The organism is Methylacidimicrobium tartarophylax, from assembly GCF_902143375.2.
GTDB classification, from domain to species: domain Bacteria; phylum Verrucomicrobiota; class Verrucomicrobiia; order Methylacidiphilales; family Methylacidiphilaceae; genus Methylacidimicrobium; species Methylacidimicrobium tartarophylax.
This window is the reverse complement of sequence record NZ_CABFVA020000017.1, coordinates 1-18,252: the sequence shown is the minus strand read 5'-3', so window position 1 is coordinate 18,252 and position 18,252 is coordinate 1. Positions and strand designations below refer to the sequence as shown.

Annotated in this window: 19 protein-coding genes and 1 pseudogene; 12 read left to right on the top strand and 8 right to left on the bottom strand. The window is 60.2% G+C overall.

Annotation, left to right across the window (positions count from 1 at the left end; translation table 11 throughout):
* The 6 genes from aroC to MAMT_RS02690 form a co-directional block, all read left to right on the top strand.
* Positions 1 to 722: chorismate synthase (gene aroC, locus MAMT_RS02715; protein ID WP_142659417.1), on the top strand; the 722-nt coding region annotated here is incomplete at its 5' end.
* Entirely contained in the window at positions 719 to 1,375 is a 657-nt protein-coding gene (plsY, locus tag MAMT_RS02710) for a glycerol-3-phosphate 1-O-acyltransferase PlsY (RefSeq protein ID WP_142659415.1), read from the top strand. The genes aroC and plsY, both read left to right, overlap by 4 nt.
* Positions 1,372 to 2,301 (top strand): NAD(P)H-dependent glycerol-3-phosphate dehydrogenase, encoded by a 930-nt coding sequence (locus MAMT_RS02705; RefSeq protein ID WP_246186487.1) that lies wholly within the window; start codon positions 1,372 to 1,374, stop codon positions 2,299 to 2,301. The genes plsY and MAMT_RS02705 overlap by 4 nt, the downstream gene beginning before the upstream one ends.
* Positions 2,302 to 2,476: 175 nt before the next feature.
* Positions 2,477 to 2,689, top strand: coding sequence for a YgaP family membrane protein (locus MAMT_RS02700; protein ID WP_142659413.1), 213 nt, complete (start codon positions 2,477 to 2,479; stop codon positions 2,687 to 2,689).
* A 21-nt stretch (positions 2,690 to 2,710) separates the two neighbouring features.
* Positions 2,711 to 4,249: a TolC family protein gene (locus MAMT_RS02695; protein WP_142659411.1), complete on the top strand. Its 1,539-nt coding sequence runs from the start codon at positions 2,711 to 2,713 to the stop codon at positions 4,247 to 4,249.
* Positions 4,246 to 7,482 carry an efflux RND transporter permease subunit gene (locus tag MAMT_RS02690; protein ID WP_142659409.1) on the top strand — a complete coding sequence of 1,079 codons (3,237 nt, stop codon included), beginning with the start codon at positions 4,246 to 4,248 and terminating at the stop codon, positions 7,480 to 7,482. Before MAMT_RS02695 ends, MAMT_RS02690 begins: the two co-directional genes overlap by 4 nt.
* 156 nt (positions 7,483 to 7,638) lie before the next feature.
* On the opposite strand, the gene MAMT_RS02685 is transcribed toward MAMT_RS02690, so the two are convergent.
* The 5 genes from MAMT_RS02685 to MAMT_RS02665 form a co-directional block, all read right to left on the bottom strand.
* On the bottom strand, positions 7,639 to 8,064 hold the full coding sequence (locus tag MAMT_RS02685) for an ExbD/TolR family protein (RefSeq protein ID WP_142659408.1): 426 nt from the start codon (positions 8,062 to 8,064) through the stop codon (positions 7,639 to 7,641).
* A 25-nt stretch (positions 8,065 to 8,089) separates the two neighbouring features.
* Positions 8,090 to 8,758 carry a MotA/TolQ/ExbB proton channel family protein gene (locus MAMT_RS02680; protein WP_142659406.1) on the bottom strand — a complete coding sequence of 223 codons (669 nt, stop codon included), beginning with the start codon at positions 8,756 to 8,758 and terminating at the stop codon, positions 8,090 to 8,092.
* 177 nt (positions 8,759 to 8,935) lie between these two features.
* The gene (locus MAMT_RS02675; RefSeq protein WP_142659404.1) at positions 8,936 to 9,238 is read right to left on the bottom strand and encodes a hypothetical protein; all 303 of its coding nucleotides are present in this window, start codon (positions 9,236 to 9,238) and stop codon (positions 8,936 to 8,938) included.
* 11 nt (positions 9,239 to 9,249) lie between these two features.
* Positions 9,250 to 9,648 carry a phage holin family protein gene (locus MAMT_RS02670; protein ID WP_142659403.1) on the bottom strand — a complete coding sequence of 133 codons (399 nt, stop codon included), beginning with the start codon at positions 9,646 to 9,648 and terminating at the stop codon, positions 9,250 to 9,252.
* Positions 9,649 to 9,954, bottom strand: a complete 306-nt coding sequence (locus MAMT_RS02665) for an ElaB/YgaM/YqjD family protein (protein ID WP_142659401.1) — start codon at positions 9,952 to 9,954, stop codon at positions 9,649 to 9,651. It abuts the gene before it with no gap.
* Positions 9,955 to 10,165: 211 nt separating this feature from the next.
* On the opposite strand from MAMT_RS02665, the gene MAMT_RS11265 reads away from it, so the two are divergent.
* From MAMT_RS11265 to MAMT_RS02640, 6 genes are all read left to right on the top strand, one after another.
* On the top strand, positions 10,166 to 10,462 hold the full coding sequence (locus MAMT_RS11265; protein WP_178086873.1) for a hypothetical protein: 297 nt from the start codon (positions 10,166 to 10,168) through the stop codon (positions 10,460 to 10,462).
* Positions 10,459 to 10,908 (top strand): periplasmic heavy metal sensor, encoded by a 450-nt coding sequence (locus MAMT_RS02660; RefSeq protein ID WP_178086872.1) that lies wholly within the window; start codon positions 10,459 to 10,461, stop codon positions 10,906 to 10,908. Before MAMT_RS11265 ends, MAMT_RS02660 begins: the two co-directional genes overlap by 4 nt.
* A gap of 27 nt (positions 10,909 to 10,935) precedes the next feature.
* Complete coding sequence (locus tag MAMT_RS02655) at positions 10,936 to 11,517, top strand: RNA polymerase sigma factor (RefSeq protein WP_142659397.1); 582 nt, start codon at positions 10,936 to 10,938, stop codon at positions 11,515 to 11,517.
* Positions 11,518 to 11,641: 124 nt separating this feature from the next.
* Positions 11,642 to 12,055 (top strand): DsrE/DsrF/DrsH-like family protein, encoded by a 414-nt coding sequence (locus MAMT_RS02650; protein WP_142659396.1) that lies wholly within the window; start codon positions 11,642 to 11,644, stop codon positions 12,053 to 12,055.
* Between the two features lie 51 nt (positions 12,056 to 12,106).
* Positions 12,107 to 12,349 (top strand): sulfurtransferase TusA family protein, encoded by a 243-nt coding sequence (locus MAMT_RS02645; RefSeq protein WP_142659395.1) that lies wholly within the window; start codon positions 12,107 to 12,109, stop codon positions 12,347 to 12,349.
* A gap of 60 nt (positions 12,350 to 12,409) precedes the next feature.
* A complete protein-coding gene (locus tag MAMT_RS02640) occupies positions 12,410 to 13,552 on the top strand; it encodes an NAD(P)/FAD-dependent oxidoreductase (RefSeq protein ID WP_142659394.1) in 1,143 nt (380 codons plus the stop codon).
* Positions 13,553 to 13,615: 63 nt separating this feature from the next.
* Here the strand turns inward: MAMT_RS02640 and MAMT_RS02635 are convergent, their stop codons facing one another.
* From MAMT_RS02635 to MAMT_RS02620, 3 genes and pseudogenes are all read right to left on the bottom strand, one after another.
* On the bottom strand, positions 13,616 to 14,365 hold the full coding sequence (locus MAMT_RS02635) for a sulfite exporter TauE/SafE family protein (protein WP_142659393.1): 750 nt from the start codon (positions 14,363 to 14,365) through the stop codon (positions 13,616 to 13,618).
* Positions 14,366 to 14,726: 361 nt separating this feature from the next.
* Positions 14,727 to 17,969 (bottom strand): efflux RND transporter permease subunit, encoded by a 3,243-nt coding sequence (locus MAMT_RS02625; protein WP_142659392.1) that lies wholly within the window; start codon positions 17,967 to 17,969, stop codon positions 14,727 to 14,729.
* Between the two features lie 2 nt (positions 17,970 to 17,971).
* A pseudogene (locus tag MAMT_RS02620) lies at positions 17,972 to 18,252 on the bottom strand (efflux RND transporter periplasmic adaptor subunit); the annotation flags it as partial.

Below are 18,252 nucleotides of genomic sequence, written 5' to 3'. Positions count from 1 at the left end.
CATCCGCCCGCGAAACCGTCGGGCGGGTAGCCGGCGGTGCTGTGGCCGGACAGTTCCTGCACCGGGTTTTCCCTTCTCTCAAGGTCGTAGCCTACGTTTCGGAGGTGCAAGGCCTATCGGCACCGGATCCTTCTTCTTCCCTCGATGAGAAGCGGATCGAGGAAAACGCGCTGCGCTGGCCCGATCCTGAGACCCTTCCCCGTGCCGTTGCCCTGGTCGAGGAGGCCCGGAAGGCAGGGGACTCCGTCGGAGGGGTGGTCAGCTGCCGTGTACAAGGGATGCCGGTGGGCTTGGGAGAGCCGGTTTTCGACAAGCTTGACGCCGACTTGGCAAAAGCGATGCTCTCGATTCCGGCGGCGAAGGGATTTGAGCTCGGCTCGGGCTTTGCCGGCACGCGACTGCGCGGCTCCCAGCATAATGACCCCTTCTATTCCGAAGGAGGGCGGGTCCGCACCCGGACAAACTTCAGCGGAGGAGTTCAGGGTGGAATCAGCAACGGCGAGGAGCTCTTTTTCCGCGTTGCGTTGAAGCCGGTCGCCACGATCGCCCTACCCCAGGAAACCGTGACGGAGAAAGGCCAGCCTACCATTCTGCGCGCCCGCGGCCGGCACGACCCCTGCGTGCTTCCCCGGGCGGTTCCCATCGTGGAAGCCATGACGCGTCTGGTCTTGGCCGATCATGCCCTCCGACAGAAAGCCATCGGCTGGGATTTTCTTCCATGAGTCCGCTCTCTTTGGACCGACTCGGGTGGGCGGCGGCGCTCCTGCTGGCGAGCTTTTTGCTTGGCTCGATCCCCTTTGGATACTGGATCGGCTGCTGTCGCGGGATCGACCTGCGAACCGAGGGGAGTGGCAACATCGGAGCGACCAATGCATGGCGCGTCTTGGGCGCGCGATGGGGCTGCTGGATCTTTTTGCTCGATTTTGTCAAGGGAGCGCTGCCAACGGGCGTGGGTCTCTACCTTTCCGGGACCCAGTCCGTCCCCATCGCGGATGCGCTTGGCTCCCTTGCCGGCCTCGCCTCGATCCTGGGACATAATTTTACCCCTTGGCTCCGCGGCAGGGGCGGGAAGGGAATTGCCACCTCAGCGGGGGTGCTGCTGGCGTTGGTCCCTTGGGCCTTTCTCGTCCTTGTCGGGATTTGGGGCAGCCTCTTTCTCCTCTGCCGGATCGTCTCCATGGCGTCTCTGGGAGCCGCACTGGTCTTTCCGATCGCCACGGGCCTTCTCTATCCCGGACGTTGGGTGCTCCTCGCTTTTTCCCTGCTCGCCTCATCGCTGGCGATCCTTCGCCACCGGAGCAACATCCGGCGTCTGATCCAAGGAACTGAAGCCCGTTTTCGCCGCAATGGGGGAAAAGATCTTTCCGGCGTATGATCGAAATTGGCCGGAAAGGAGCAGCAGCGTGGCCCGCGAGAGTTTGCCTTTTGGGCGAGGGGCGCTGGGGCACGGCCGCCGGCGCAATTCTTTCGGAGAACGGCCATCAGCCCTTTTTCGTCCATCACGCGGAGACGGCCTGGCCGAGAAACTTCGACCTCCTCTGCTTGGCCATTCCGGTGCAGCATGTCCGGGAAACCCTACGGCGGCTGCCCGCCCCCATGGTCCCTGTCGTGAGCCTGGGGAAGGGCTTGGAAGTCGGCACGGGGTTCCGGGTCACCGAGATCGTGCGGGATGCCTGGGGCAGCGAAGCGGTCGCCGCACTCTCTGGACCGAATTTCGCCGAGGAGATCCTTCGAGGCCTGCCGGCAGCGACGGTAGCGGCCTCCCGAGACGAAGCTCTCGCCGCCTGGGTGCAGCAGCTCTTCCACAACCGGCGATTCCGAGTCTATCGCTCCGCCGACCTGATCGGAGTGGAGATCGGGGGAGCCCTGAAGAATGTTTACGGGATCGCCGGAGGGCTCTGCGCTGGCTTGGAACTCGGGGAGAATGCCTCAGCCAGTCTTCTGACCCGCTGCTTGGCCGAAATGTCCCGCTTGGGCCTCTGTCTTGGCGGACGCCCCGAAACGTTTGCCGGCTTGAGCGGACTCGGAGATCTCATCTTGACCGCGCGCAGCCGGCAGAGCCGCAATTTCCTGCTTGGCTACCAGTTGGCCCAAGGCATCTCCTTGAAAGAAGCCCTGGCTAGGGCCGGAGGAGTGGTGGAAGGGGTTCCGACCACCGCCTCGGTCCGCGAAAACCCTCTTTTCCGGGAGATCAAGAAACCGCTCGCCGAAGAGATCTACCAAATTCTCTTCGAGGGGAAAGAGATCCGCCGCTCCCTGCTCGACTTGCTGGAGCGTGAAGCCGCGCCCGAACTCGGCTAGCCTATCTCACCAAGTACGGACTCGAGGCGAGGCGGGACCGCCGGAGAAGCAGACCGGAAGGATGAACCGGCAGGGGAAAGAGGGACTGCGTTGCCGAAGGGATGTCATGACCTCTTCCTTTACAGTTGACAAGGCATAGGGTAATTCTCGATGGAGAAATGAGGAGAGAATGGATATGAGCATTGAGCGAAAAGTGCGCGCGCTGGCGGGGACGATCATTCTGATTAGTCTTCTCTTGTCGCTCTGGAGTCCCTGGTGGCTGTTTGTGACCGCCTTTGTCGGTCTCAATCTACTCCAGTCGGCCTTTACGGGCTTCTGCCCGGCGGAGAATATCTTCCGCAAGCTGGAGCGGCACCACGGCCCGACCCAGAGGACAGCCAATCCCTAGAAGCCGAGTTGGTCCCATCCCATGTCTCCCCTTCGACCGGCAAGGAGTGCCACTCTACTCCTCTTGCTGGCGATCGGAATGATGACGAGCGGGCGAGGAGCCGAGCCGGCGGGACCTGCACCCGCAGAGGAAAGCAGCACATCCCCGCCCGGCCGTCAAAACCCGCCGGACATCGAGTTTCGCAGTCAGGCACGCGGCTCGGCAGGCGTGGAGATCGCCAAGGCTCTCGATCCTCGGGATTCCAGCGCCGGCCGGGATCATCCTCTTCTTCAATTCTGGAGAAAGGTTCAGGCACACTATCCCGAGCTAAAAAAGAAGCACGCGAAAATCCAGGAGATGCTCGCTCAAAAGGCTCTCGCCGCGTCCGGCTTTCTCCCCCGGGTTTACGGTTGGGCCGACTCGATCACCTCCGACAATCCCGTCCTTGGCTTCATGTTTCACATGACCGAGCGAAACTTCTCGGCCGGCGATTTTAACATCAACACGCTCAACCATCCGGGCACCGTCTCGAACCAGAACATGGGATTGATGGCGATCGTTCCGATTTTTGACGCGATGCAGACGATCGATTCGATTCGCACGGCCAAGCATCTGATCCAACAGAGTGAGCAGGAGGAGCGCTTCACCCGCATGGAGGCAAGCCTGCTGGCCATCGATGCCTACTTGCAGCTGCTCCTGGCCGAGCGAGAAAGAGCACTCGCACGACTCGACGTTCAAGCATCCACCCAAGATCTCGAACAGGCGGTTCAGCTGATGGAGCAAGGGCTCGTTTTGGGCGCGGACTTTTATGCGGGCCGATCGATGAGCGCTTCGATCGAGCAGAGCCAGAACGGCTACACCTCGAAACGCCGGGTGGCGCTCGTCACGGTCAACACACTCCAAGGAGAAGCAGCGGACGCCGAGGTGCCGGTGGTCGGCTCGCTTTCCGCCGCCCGCAAGAGTCCCGTGAAGCCGCTCGGCCAGTGGGTGCAGGAGGCTTTTCTCTATCGAAGCGACCTATTGGCCCTCCAGTCGTCGATCGCCGCCCAACACTCCGAAGTGGGCCGCTTGCGAGCGACGGCTCTTCCTACGGTGAACGGCTTCGCCTCCGGCATGCTCGACAGTGACAACTTCAATACGGGCGGCAGAAGCTACACGGTGGGAGCGATGGGAACCGTCCCTCTCTTCGACCCCGCCCGGGATCCAAAGGTCAAACAAGCCCAGGCCGCCGAGGAGCAGCTGCGCCACGAATCGGCTTCTTTGCGGGATCTGATCCAGAACAAGCTGGGTCAAGCCTACGCCGAATATCAGGGAGCGCTTCAGGACGCGGAGATCCTGGGTCGGGCGAGCTCCGATGCCCGGAAGTCGACCGAAATGATGACCGAACTCTACCGCGAAGGCAAAAAGACGATCGTCGACCTGCTCGGCGTGCGGCAGATGCAGCTCCAAACCGAAACCGGGTATTGGGACAGTCTGGCCCGCCTCGAGATCTCTCGGGCAAAGCTCTACTTTTTGTCGGGGGAGCTCGATGACTATCAAGTCCAGCAGATCGCCAAGGAAATCGGGGAGTCGGCCCCATGAGTGCGAAGCAAGAGGGGGGAGCCATCGGCGGATTCATCCGCTTTTTCTCTTCTTCCCTGGTTACTCCCCTGCTCATCCTCGCCTCCTGGCTTCTGGGCGCCATTGCCTTGATCGAGCTGCCGCGGGAGGAAGAACCTCAGATCGTCGTTCCGCTCTTTGACATCTTCGTCTCCATGCCCGGGGCGAGCCCCGAGGAGGTCGAAAAGCGCGTCGTCGACAATGGAGAGCGGGTCTTTTGGGAGATCCCGGGGGTCGAATATGTCTATTCGACGGCGGCCCCCAACGGAGCCATGTTTATCGTTCGCTTTCGAGTGGGCGAAGACATGGAGAAGAGCCTCATCAAGCTCTTTACCAAGGTCTATTCCCATCTCGACTTTCTCCCGCCCGGCGCATCCCTGCCGCTGATCAAGCCGCGATCCATCGACGACGTTCCGATTCTCGCCCTCACATTCTTCAGCTCAGAGAAGGATCCGCTCAGCCTCCGTCGAATCGTGGCTACGGTCCGCGACAAGATCAATCCCATCTCCGACATCTCGGAAACCACGATCCTCGGCGGGCGAAAACGGCAATTCCAGGTCTTCTTCGATCCGGCGAAGCTCGCTGCGCACCTCCTCACCCCGGCGGACCTCGTCCGACTCATCCAACAAAACAATGTGCGGCTTCCCGCGGGCCACCTCGAGTCGGAACCGAAGCTCGTCGATGTCGAGCCCAACGCCCTCATTACGACCAAAGAGGATCTCGAAAGCCTCGTCGTCAGTGTAAGCCAGGGAAAAATCGTCTATCTGCGGGATGTGGCGCAGATCGTCGACGGGCCGGACCAGGATGAGCGGAGCTTGACTCTCCGCTTCGGTCCTGCTGCGGCCGGCCAGCCGAAAGGCTCGATCGAAGCCGTCACTCTTGCCATCGCCAAGAGAAAGGGGGCAAACGCCACCTTCCTGGCCAAGAAGATCCTGACGAGCGTCAATGCCCTCCGTCCCTCGATCCTTCCCCCGGACGTCCGTTACGTCGTCACGCGTAATTATGGGGAGACCGCGGCGGAAAAATCCAATGAACTCCTGGAGCACATGGGGATCGCGATTTTCGGGGTGAGCCTTCTGATTGCCCTCTTCCTCGGTTTGCGGGCTGCGGCGATCACCGTCATTGCGATCCCAACCACGCTGGCGATTACCCTGCTCACCTTCCATCTCTTCCATTTCACCATCAACCGGGTCACCCTTTTTGCCTTAATCTTCACGATCGGCATTCTGGTCGATGACCCGATCGTCGGGGTGGAAAACATCGTCCGCCACCTCCATCTGCCAGCCAACGCCGGCCGGTCCCTGCTCGTTGTGGCGACCGAAGCCATGCTCGAGATCGTCGGCCCCTTGATTTTGGCCACCTTGGCGGTGATCGCCGCCATCCTTCCGATGGCCACCGTGGGAGGCCTCATGGGCCCTTACATGCGGCCCATTCCGATCGGAGCAACCACCGCGATGATCGTTTCCATGCTCGTCTCCCTTTCAGCAACGCCTTGGGCATCGGTCTCGTTGTTAAAAGGAAGCAAGCACGCGGGCGACCGCGGAGAAGGACTCCTTCTGCGCCTCTATCGAGGGTTCGTGACTCCCTTGATCTACAACCGGTGGTTGCGCCTTCTCTTCGTTCTCGGCGTTCTCCTCCTCCTGGTGGGTGCCGTAGCCTTGATTCCTCTCAAGCTCGTCCGCGCCAAGATGCTCCCCTTCGATAACAAAAATGAATTCCAGGTCATCCTCAACATGCCGGAGGGAACCCCTCTCCAGACGACTCGCTCCCTGCTCGATCGGATGGCCCAGGTCGTTCTCAAAATTCCCGAGGTGACCAACGTGGAGGTCCAGGCCGGCACTCATTCGCCCTACAACTTCAACGGGCTGATCCGCCACTATTTTCTCCGGGAAGCCCCTTACCAGGGCGACCTGCAGGTGAACCTCACGAACAAGTCCGAGAGGAAACGCCAAAGTCATGACATCGCGGAAAGTGTCCGACCCGAAATCAACCGGATCGCCCGAGAATTCGAGGGCGCCTACGTCCAGGTTGCGGAGGTTCCGCCCGGCCCACCCGTTCTTTCCACGCTCGTCTTGGAAATCTATGGTCCTTCGGCTGTCCAGCGCCGAGAAATCGTTACCCAAGTGGAGAAGCTGATGCGCCAATCCCCGGAGATCACCGATATCGCCACCTATGAGGAGAGCGATCATCCGCTCGAACTTCTCAACGTCGATCTGGTCAAAGCATCCCTGAACGGACTGCCGGGAGAAGCGGTCGCGCAGAACATTGTCACGGCCTTACAGGGGACAAGTCCCGGTCTTGCCCATGCTCCGAACGATCCGGAACGCGTGCAGATTCTCGTCCGCCTGCCCGAAGAGCAGCGCCGGACCGATCAGGCCGTCCGTAACCTGGCCCTGCTTTCCCGATTTGCCCGGCTGATTCCCGTCAAAGACCTGACCTCGCAGCAGACGGGCTGGCAGCGCCATCCCATTTTCCATAAGAACTTGATGCCGGTAACCTATCTCCTGGGCGACGTGACGGGCCAGATCGGCAGTCCCGTCTACGGCATCCTCGATTTTACTCCTTCGCTCGAAAACATCCGCACGCCACAGGGAAAGCCGCTGGAAATCCTGTATACCCATCTTCCCGACAGTCCGAATGACTGGTCGATCAAGTGGGATGGCGAATGGCAAGTGACCTATGAGGTTTTCCGGGATCTCGGTAAAGCCTTCGCCATGGTCCTTGTCCTGATCTTTATCCTGGTCGTCGGATGGTTTCGCTCTTTTGTGACCCCTTGGGCGGTGATGCTGCCCATTCCCCTCTCCCTGATCGGGATTCTTCCCGCTCATTGGTATCTCGGGATGTTTTTCACCGCCACCTCGATGATCGGGATGATGGCCGGCGCGGGGATCGTCGTTCGCAATGCCATTATCCTGGTCGATTTCATCGAGATGCGCCTCGAAGCAGGTGATCCCTTGGAGGAAGCGGTCATTTCCGCGGGTGCCATTCGTTTGCGTCCGATCCTGCTGACCGCTCTGTCTGTGGTCATCGGCAGCGCGGTGATCCTCTTCGATCCCATTTTTCAAGGGCTCGCCCTCGCCCTCATGGCCGGCGAGATCGCCGCGACGCTTCTCTCCCAGCCTGCCGTTCCCGTTTTCTACTACATGCTGCGCAAGCGGCAGATCGCCAAGCAGAAGCAGGCGTCGGGGAATCTCTCCGAACGCGTGCAGAGCTAAGCTTCCCCTCTCACAAGCGTTCTCCTGCGGCTTGCGAATGGGAGATGTCTGCTGCGGTGGAAGTTAGTTTTCCCCCGGAATCGTATGCCGACATCCTGCGAGGAGGGTAACCCCAGGACGGCGCGGGAACGCGGAGCCGGCTACGAGCTAAAGACGCTAGCGAGCTTTTTCCGCTCGCTCGGTCTGAATGGCAATCTTCGAGATCCCTTGCTTGCGGATTTCGTCGAGGACGCCCACCACGTTGTCGAAGGTGGCCTTCCGGTCGCTGTTGAGAAAGACCTTGGCCTTGTCCGGGCCGGCCTCTGCCTTGAGTGCGGCGAGCTTTCCGGGAAGCTCTGCCGTAGAGACCTTGTCATGATCGAAAAAGACATCGCCCTTGTCGGTGATGGTGAGGGTAACTTCCTTCTCCTTTCGCTCCTCGCTTGCGGACGTCTGGGCCTTGGGCAGCTGTACCGCCACCCCCGGATTCTTGACCATCGCCAGGGACATGATCATGAACGTGGCCAAGAGAAAAAACATCACGTCGATAAACGGGATGATTTCGAGACGAGGCCGATGGCGCCGTGGAGAAGAGACCTTCATAAGAAAGAAGATGCTGCGCCCGAGGTCAGTCGCCTTCCTCGTTCCCGAGAGCCGTAGCTCCTACCTGCTCCTCGTCCGCCGAGGAGCGGCCGGCAAAACGAAGCAGAAGCATTTCGAGCTTGGTGGAAGCGGCTTCCATCTGGCGGCGCATGGTCTCCATCCGGGAGCTGAAAAAATTAAGAGGGACGATGGCAACGATCGCCACCGTGAGACCGAAGCTCACGGCGATCAACGATTCCGCCACGCCTCCGGTAATGGCCGCCTGCTTGCCCGCCAACTCCCCACCGCCGACGATGCTGAACGCACGCATCATGCCGGTGACGGTGCCCAGGAGCCCGAGAAGCGGCCCCAGGGTCACGGCGGTATCCAGAACGACCAATCCCTTGTTGTAGCGGTCGAGCTGGGCATTGGCCGCTTCCAGCAGCGCGTCGGAAACGGAGCCATCTTTATGCCGCAAACCTTCCACGAGCACACGCACCACCGCATCCTTCGATTTCTCCCCAGCGGCAAGCGCCTGATGGATGCGACCATGCTCGGCCAGCTCGAAGATCTTCCGCACGAGCTTGATGTCGCTTCGCCGAGCCTCGGTCAAAAGGAAGAGGAAGCGCTCGAAGAGGACGGCCATGGTCGCGATCGAAAGGAGCAGGATCGGCCACATGATCGGGCCGCCCTTGAGAAACAACTGATAAATCATAGATCTACAATTGGTTAGCTAGAACAAATGACGTGAGCCGCGGATTCCCGCAGCGGACCTCATGCACGATCAAGTGTCATCCTTGTTCGAAATCGACCAATCGCGACAGTCCTCACCGTCTATTCGACGTCTACTTGAGGCCGGGACGCGAAGCAAGGTCAAAGTTGGTACCTACCGTCAGGCTCTGCCTCGGCCTTTCCCTAACAGATGACCTCCAACCCAGCGCCCGACCGTCAACGCCAGTCGGGCCCGCTCCGCCCAAGAAAAGAAGCGAAATACGGAAAGCAGGGAGCTTCTGGCTTTCTTGGGCGTCTGTAGCTTCCAATCGTCCTGAATCTCACGGAAAAGCTGCAACCCGGGACGAACCACCTGCGCCAAGCGCCAGCCGACTTCCAGGACTCGGACAGGCGTCCGCAGCTCCTCGAGAGTGTCACGCAACTCGGTTCGCTGCTGCTCGCAGGCAGCGAGGAGTTCTCGCATTCTCTCTTCTCTTACTTCCTTGCGCGATCGTGCAACCACGCGACGTCCTTCCCTAGTTCCTGAATGGTCTCAGCAAACGGGGTCCTCAATGCTTTCAGCCGTTTCCATACGCGCGTTCCCGCAAAGATCATCGCTCCCAGACAGGCCACTCCCATCGTACCGACGGTAACGGTTCGGGCCATCGGATCATCCCAGGTCAGAGAGAGGAGCGCAATGCCAAGCCAGAGAACGGAGAGACCTGCGAGAAAAAGTCCCGCTCCCAACCAGAGCAGCAGACGGAGGAGTTGCTCGATCTCCATTTGAAGCTCTACGGCAAAGAGCTCCAGGCGGACCGCCATCAGTCGAAGCAGCAGCGTAAGAAGCTTCTGCCCCGAGCCGCGAGCGCCACCGCGCTGCTGCGCTTCCGTCATCTATCGGCGACTGAGCAACGCTCCGAGCAGCACCCCAAACACAACCCCCAGGCCGACCGCCTCGTAAGGATGATCGCGCACGGTTCGATCGATTTCCTGCACGCCTCCCAAAGCACGATCCGCAAAACGGTCTTCCCGGTCACCCAGATATTCGCGCAGAGAGCTGATTCGAGCGGTCAAGCGCTCCTGCACGTCGCGCGCCTTTTCCCCGAGGTTGCCCGTCGATTCCTTCATGAGAATTTCCGTGTCGTGGATGACCTCGCGAACATCATTGAGCAGCTTCTGTCTAGTGATCACTTCATTCATGCCATGCCTCCTTGCGGTCTTGGATGAACAGTAGCAGAGGATTACACAAGAGTGCAAGTCAGGCTTTTCTTTCGTGCCTTTCGCGCAAGGGCCGAGGGATTCCCCCCTTGCGGCCGATCCGGGCGTGGTAGAATCGCAACAGCCTCGTTTTGATTTTGCGAGGGAAAAGCCGCCATGGAGTGTTTATTCTGATAGAGCCTGGAGGCAGGAGATGAGCCGCGATCCGTTGGATGATGTGTTGCATAGCTGGCGTCCGGAAGGTCGTCTTCCGGCCCGATTTCAAGCCGAGGTCTGGGAGCGGGTGGCAGGGCGCTCGCGGGAAGCCGTTCCTGCCGCGCGCCTGAGCCGGGGAGCCTGGGTCCTGTTTGTTGCCGCCGTCCTTCTCGCTTTTCTGCTCGCGACAGGCCAAGCAAGCCGATGGGAGAAGAAACGGTGGTCGGAGCTGAAAGCCCAATACTTCCAGGAGATCGACCCCCAAGCCTTGGCGTCTGCGCAGAGGAGACCGTGAAACGGATCTTCCTGCTCGCCGGCCCGATCGCCCTCATCGCGGCCTTGGTCTATGCAGCAACACTCTTCTTCGAGCTGCTCCCTGCCCGACAGGTCGCCAGAGGTCCCGACGCGGGGTTGCAATGGCTTCGCCGCGAGCTTCACCTCTCCAACCAACAACTCACGGCAATCGCCCGTCTGCAAGAAGCGCACCGCCCTCGCTGCCAGGCGATGTGCCGGCAGATTCTCGCAGCCGACGCGAAGCTCGAAGCCCTGTTACGGCAAAACCGCTCGATCACGCCGGAAATCCTGGCGGCCATGGCGGAGAGCGACCGGCTCCGCTCCGACTGTCGGCAAGCATTCCTCCAGCACGTCTACGCGGTGAGCGAAGAACTCTCCAGCAAGCAGCAACAACACTACCTAACCCTTGTCTCGAATGAGCTTTTGGGCTTCGATCCCACTCCGTAGCCCAGGGCGAAGCGGGAGAAGCGGCCCATGATTGCGCCGGATCCCGACTGGGAGCTCATGACTCGGCTCGCCAAGGGGAACGATCAAGCCTTAAGCGCCCTCATGGATCGCTGGCAGGAGAGGCTTTTTTTCTTTCTCTGCCGGCTTACCGGCGATGCGGCCTCGGCAGCCGATCTCGCGCAGGAAACCTTCGTTCGCGTCTACGAAGCCCGCAGCAAAGTTCGACCGAAGGGCCGCTTCTCGACTTGGCTCTTCACGATTGCCACGAACCTGAGCCGCAACCTGGCCCGATGGCGCCGCCGGCATCCCACGGTTTCCCTGGAAGCTCCCGGAGACAGAGAACACTCGCGTCCTCTCGAGGAACTCCTCGGGTCGGAAACGCCTCCGGGAACTCAGCTCGAACGGCGGGAAATCTGCGAGCAGGTCCGGGCGGCGGTCCTTTTGCTTCCTGAACCGCTCAAGGAAACCTTGATTCTTTTCGAGTACGAGGAGCTCTCCTACGAAGAGATTGCCCAGGTTCTCGGCTGCTCCCGCAAAATCGTGGAGATGCGCCTCTACCGTGCCCGGAAAAGCTTGCGAAAGGCGCTTGCCCGCAAACAGCTCCTCTGAGGCTGCCCCTCTCACAAAGTGCGGAGGCGCGGCAGAGACTTTTTGCTTGACGGGAGAGATCGCCTTTGCGAGCAATGTAATGTCAAGCTGCGCGCGTCTCTTCAACCTTCACGCAAAGGCTCTTATGAGTGAAAAATTGTCGATTGTTCTCTTCTCCGGCACAGTAGATAAGCTCATGGCGGCTTCGATCATCGCCTCCGGCGCTGCCGCCATGCAGAAGGAAGTAACCATCTTTGCCACCTTTTACGGCCTCTTCGCCCTCCGCAAGGGGGACTGGAAGCAGAACCGACGCATCAGCAAAGACTTCGAGGACTACGGGGCCCAGTTTCTTCAAGTCTTGGAGGCCAAAAAAGCGCCCAATTGGCTTGAGACCATCCAGAGCGCCATGGACATTGGTAACGTCAAGGTCAAGGCCTGCGGGCTCACGATGGATCTCCTCTCCATCAAGCTCGAGGATCTCGAGCCGATCGTGAGCGAGATCGTGGGGGTCGCCCATTTCATCGAAGAAGCGTCCGACGGGCAGATCATTTTTCTATAGAAGAGCCAGCCGATCTCGGCTGATGCCAACAGGGAGACAAAGGGAGAACGTATGGAAGGAGTAAAGATCACCAAAGAGAGCGATGCGCGAGGGAGCTTTTGCCCGGGACCGCTCATGGAAATGATTCGCTTGGTGCGCTCGGCGAACGTCGGCGACGTCGTCGCGGTCATCTCCGGCGATGAGGGAAGCAAGAAAGACATTCCCGCTTGGATCAATAAGGCCCGCTACGAGTTGATCGGAATGGAAGAGGCGGCCCCCGGAGGGACTCGAATCATCTGCCGTAAGAATCACTAGGCGGCAAGATCGCCGCTAGTCACTAGGCGGTCGGTTCCTCAAGAGAAAGAAAGGAGCATCATGAAAAAAATTCTGATCCTGGGAGGCGGAACCGGGGGAACGATCGTGGCCAACCGATTAGCTCACCGGTTACGGCCCGAAGATGCGGCGATCGAAGTCGTCAGCGATTCTCCTCTCCATTATTACCAGCCGGCACAGCTCTACATCCCGTTCGGCGAGGAGGATCCGAGAAAAATCGCGCGCTCCGAGCGTAAGTTGCTCAACCCGAAAGTTCATTTACGGACCGAGACGGTTTCCGAATGGCTTCCCGAGAAGCAGACGCTCCGTACCGCCAAAGGGGAACATCTTTCCTACGACTATCTGGTCATTGCCACGGGCTCCGTTCCCTGCCCGGAAGCAGTAGAGGGTTTTGTCGCCGGTGCGGATCATTTCTACACGCCTGACGCGGCCTATCGTCTCTACCATAAGCTGAGCGAATTCGAAGGAGGACGCCTCGTCGTGGGAGTGGGCGGAATCCCTTACAAGTGCCCGGTGGCTCCCCTCGAGTTCACCTTTCTTGCCGAAGCCTTTCTCAGCCACAAGGGGGTCCGCTCCAAGACCGAGATCGTCTACACCTTTCCCTTGAACGACGTCTTCCAGATTCCCAGCGTCGTTCCTGTGGTTCGGGCTCTCTTCGAGCGCCGTTCCATCCGCGCGGAAACTTTTTTTAACCTCGAGTCCGTCGATGCCGAAAAGCAGATCGTCAAGAGTCTGGAAGGAACCGAGCTTCCTTTCGATATCCTGGTGATGACTCCGCCCCATAAGGGAGCAACATTCCTTCGAGGACACCCGATGGCGGACAACGACGGATGGGTGAAGACCGATCGCAATACACTCCACGTGAGCGGACTTCCCAATGTCTGGGCGCTGGGCGATACGACCGACTTGCCCATCAGCAAAGCCGGAAGCACCGCCCACTTCGAGGCGCCGGTGATCGCCGAACAGATCGAGGCCGCGATTACTCGGCAGGAGCCCTCACCCGGGAAAGCAACCTATAATGGGCACGTCACCTGCTTTATCGATGCAGGATATGGGAAGGCAACCATTCTGGATTTCGACTACGCTCATCCGCCGGCGGTGCATGAACCGGATGACTTTCGCCATCTCCAGAAAGTCGCGCTCAACAAGCTCTATTGGTATCTGGTTCCGACGGCTGTGATCTAGACGGCATATCTGACAAGGTTCGCACCCAAGGCGCGGCGATCGCTTTCCGGCGATCCTCTTTTTTTACCGGATCGCGCGCAGCGTCACCATCGCGCCGACGAAGATCAACCAGACAAGAAGAAAGACTCGGGCGGGCTTCTTGGGAATGATGGTGCAGGCATAGGAGCCTCCGATGGCTCCCAATACCCCGCCTCCCACCATCGCGGAAACGAGGTGAGCATCGCTCAGCCCCTGATGGGCATGGATGACCCCTCCAACTAGAGAAAGAATCATCCCGAAGGCGATGTCCGTCCCGACGACCTCGCTCGGCGCGAGCTTGGTCAGAGTCAGGAGAAGGAGGCTCCCCAAGGCCCCACCCCCTGCGGAAAAGGAGCCGACCTCCAACCCGATCAAGAGGGAAAAGAGGGGCAGCCAGCGCAAATAGCGGTGGAGCTGGAGACGATGATCGGTCAGGGCAAGCCAGAGGTTGAGTAGGGAGGAGAGAACGACCGTCAGGCCGATCGCGAGCAGGATGAACGAGCCGAGGTGTCCTTTTCGCGAAGCGTGGGCGAGCAGAAAGGAACCGGCTATGACACCGGGAATTCCCCCTAGGCAGAGAAGCAGCAGAATCCGCTTGTTGATCTCCCTTTTGAGAAAGTAGATGAGGGCGCTCGGGATCTTGATCAACGCCGAGAACCCCAAGGCGACGCCGACCGCGACCGCCGGCTCGATCCCGAAGAAGAGGAGAATGGGAACCGTCAGGGTACCCCCTCCGACTCCGGTCAAGCCGATGAGAAAGGCGATGCAAAAGCCGAGGAGATAAAATTTGGTCACGCCGATGGTCTCGTCTTTCTACCGTTCCTTAGCGGCCAGTTCTCACAAGCTTTCTCCTGCGGCTTGCACAATGGGCTCGCCTGCTTCGTTGGGCTTGGTTTTCCATCCTTGCAGTATGTCTTCATACAGCCCCGGTGGAAAACCGGCGCCGCGCCTCGCATCCAAGCCCATTTGCGGCGCCTCGGCTACGAAATTTGTGAGAACTGGCCCCTCACCGACTCGTTCAACGCTTTGGCGCGGCCATCGGCTTTCGGCCGCCTGCTGCAACCGGAGCCGCGTGCGGGAAAGGACAACATACGGGGAGCCGCTCGTCGAGATCGGGAAAGCCCGTTGGGCCTCTTGAGGCTCTGCGGCCCTCGAATTAAGAGCGAGCCTGTTTCGCAGCCGAACCAAGCCCCGGTCTCGCCTCGGAAGCCTCGTCTCCCCTTGGCAAGCCGCGGCCGCGCCAGAGGAAGTAGAGGATTGGGTAGAGGAGTAATTCGAGCACTCCCGAAGTCACGATCCCGCCGACCATGGGAGCGGCGATCCGTTTCATGACGTCCGCCCCGGTCTCCCGGCTCCAGAGGATGGGGAGAAGACCGAAGAGAATCGCGCAGATGGTCATCATCTTCGGGCGGATTCTGCCGAGAGCGCCCTCTTCGATCGCCGCACGCAGATCGGCTCGCGACCGCATTCGTCCTTCGCGACTTCGTTCCTCATAGGCGTTGTCCAAATAGAGAAGCATGATCACGCCTGTCTCCGCGTCGAGACCGGCCAGCGCGATCAGTCCGACGGCCACCGCCACGCTCAGGTTATAGCCGAGCCAGTAGAGGAGCCAAAAGGCGCCTACCAGAGAAAAGGGCACGGCGAGCAGCACCAGGAAGGTTCGATCCACCGACCGCGTATTCAGATGCAACAAAACAAAAATAATCACTAAGGTGAGCGGGATGAGGAGAAAAAGACGCTGCTTCGCGCGGAGGAAATATTCATAAGAACCGGCCCACTCGACGTAGTATCCGGGAGGGAAAGTGACGTTTCGGGCGATCTCTGCGCCAGCCTTTTGAACATAGCCGACGAAATCCTTGGCCGTGCTGTCGACAAAGACAAAGCCGACGAGCTGGGCGTTCTCGCTCCGAACCTCGGGAGGGCCGAAGGTAAAATGGATATCCGCCAACTCTCCCAAAGGCACCTGGACGCCCGCGATCGGCCCCGGGGACGAACCCCGCGGCGAGGCTGCGAGGGAAACAGCCTCCGGCGACTCGCCCAAGAGGATCCGAGAGAGCGCAAGCGGATCCTGCCGAAAGTCTCGATTGTATCGGACACTCACGGGATATCGTTCCCGCCCCTCCACTGTGACGGTCACGGTGTTCCCGCCGATCGCTCCCTCGATCGCTTGGTTGACATCCTCGACCGTGAATCCGTAACGGGCCAATGCCTCGCGGCGAACCTGGATATCCAGGTAACGCCCTCCTTCCACCCTCTCCGCGAAGACGCTCCGGGTATCGGGAAACCCGGAAAGGGTGCGCTCGATCTTCTCCCCTAAATCGCGGATGACGTTGAGATCCGAACCAAAGATCTTGATCCCCAAGTTCGACCGGAAGCCCGTCGTCAGCATCTCCGTGCGGGTCTGGATCGGCATCCAGAAGATGTTGGCCACTCCCGGGAACTGGAGCTGCCCATTCAACTCCGCGACGAGCTTGTCCCAAGTCATCCCTTGGCGCCATTGGCTTTCCGGCCGGAAGGTCACCACCGTTTCGGTCATGGACAGCGGGGCGGGATCGGTCGCGGTGTCCGCCTGCCCTACCTTTCCGAAGACGGTAGCGACCTCGGGCATTCGGGCGATGATTCGGTCCTGCGTCTGGAGGATCCGAGCGGCCTCTGCAATCGCCACCCCGGGCACGGCCGTCGGCATGTAGAGCAGGGTTCCCTCGCCCAGCGGGGGCATGAACTCCGCACCCAGGCGGGAGATCGGATAGAGAGTCGAGGCCAGCACCGCGAGTGCGAGGAGAAGCACGGGAATGCGATAGCGAAGGACGAACCGGAGGATCGGATCGTAGGCGGCGAGAAGCAGCCGGTTGAGCGGGTTGCGCTTTTCCGGAACGATCCGTCCCCGGATGAACCAGAGCATCAGCACGGGAACCAAGGTCACCGAGAGCAGGGCCGCGAAAAACATCGCGAAGGTCTTGGTGAAGGCCAGCGGACGAAAGAGACGGCCTTCCTGAGCCTCGAGAGCAAAGACGGGGACAAAAGAAACGGTAATTACGAGGAGCGAGAAGAAGAGCGGGCGGCCCACCATCTTGGCTGCGGAAAGCAGCACTTGGAGCCGCTCCTCCCCGCGTGGTTCCTTCCCGCTCTTTTCCCGGGCCTCCTCCAACTGCTTATGGGCATTTTCCACCATGATGACGGCTCCATCGACCATGGCCCCGATCGCGATGGCGATTCCTCCCAGCGACATGATGTTCGCCGTCAGGCGCAGACCGCTGAAGGGGATGAAGGAGAGGATGATCGCCGCCGGGAGAAGCAGAATCGCCACCAGAGCGCTGCGGACATGCCACAGGAAGAGAATGCAGACCAGGCTGACCACGAGACTCTCCTCGATCAACTTCTCCCAAAGGGTCCGAATCGATCGATGGATGAGCTCGGAACGGTCGTAGGTGGGGACGAGTCGGACTCCGGAAGGGAGAGAGCCCTCGAGCGTCTTCAGCTTTTTCTTGATTCCGTCGATCACCCGCAGGGCATTTTCGCCGTAACGCATCACGACGATCCCCCCAACGGTTTCCCCCTTTCCACCGAACTCCACCAGCCCTTGCCGCAAGTCTCCCCCAAGGGTGAGGCTCCCCAGTTGGCGGACCAGGATGGGAAAGCCCTGCGGGTCGGTGCGCACGACCACGTTTCCCACGTCGGCGAGGGATTGAAAGTAGCCCCGCCCACGGATGTAATACTCCATCGTCGAGATCTCGAAGCTCTTTCCGCCCACGTCGCGGTTGCCCTTGCGAACTGCATCGACGACCTCGGAGAAGCGAACGCCGTAGGCCACGAGCTTGTCGGGATCGAGATTGACTTGATATTGACGAACGTAGCCACCAACGCTCGCCACCTCCGAAACGCCATGGACGGACGCCAAGGCATAGCGGAGCGTCCAGTCCTGGAAAGAGCGAAGCTCGGTTAGGTCGTGGCGTCCCGACTCGTCGACGAGCGCGTATTCATAGACCCAGCCGACGCCCGTCGCATCCGGCCCCAAGGTTGGGCTAACTCCTTCCGGCAATCGACCGCGAACCGAATTCAAGTACTCGAGCACGCGCGACCGAGCCCAATAGATGTCCGTGCCATCCTCGAAGATAACGTAGACAAACGACTTCCCGAAGATCGACTCTCCGCGGACAAACTTCACTTTCGGTGCCGAGAGAAAGAGTGTGGAGATCGGATAGGTGATCTGATCTTCCACGAGCGTGGGGCTCCGTCCCGTCCACTCCGTATAGACGATCACCTGAGCGTCGGAGAGATCCGGAACGGCATCCAAGGGAGAACTCCGCAAGGCCGAGATCCCCCAGGTGAGGCCAAAGGCGGCCAGCACGCTGACCAAGAACGGATTGCGGCCGCTCCATTCGATCAGGCGCTCCAACATGGCTACATCCCAGGCATTCCGGGCATCCCGTGGTGATGGTGATGGCCAGCCGGCGGAGGAGCGGCCGGAGCGGGCTTCCCGGGCACCAACGCTCCCTCTGCGGGCTGCTCCCCAGACCAAATCTGCAAGGCCCCCTGGACCCGGGACTCGGCGTCGATAAGAAAGTTGGCACCCGTAACCACCCGTTCCCCTTCTTGGAGGCCGGCGAGCACCTGATACTCGTCGTCGATCTTCTCCCCCAAGCGAACAAAGCGGGGCTCGAGATGACCCCCGCCGTGATCGA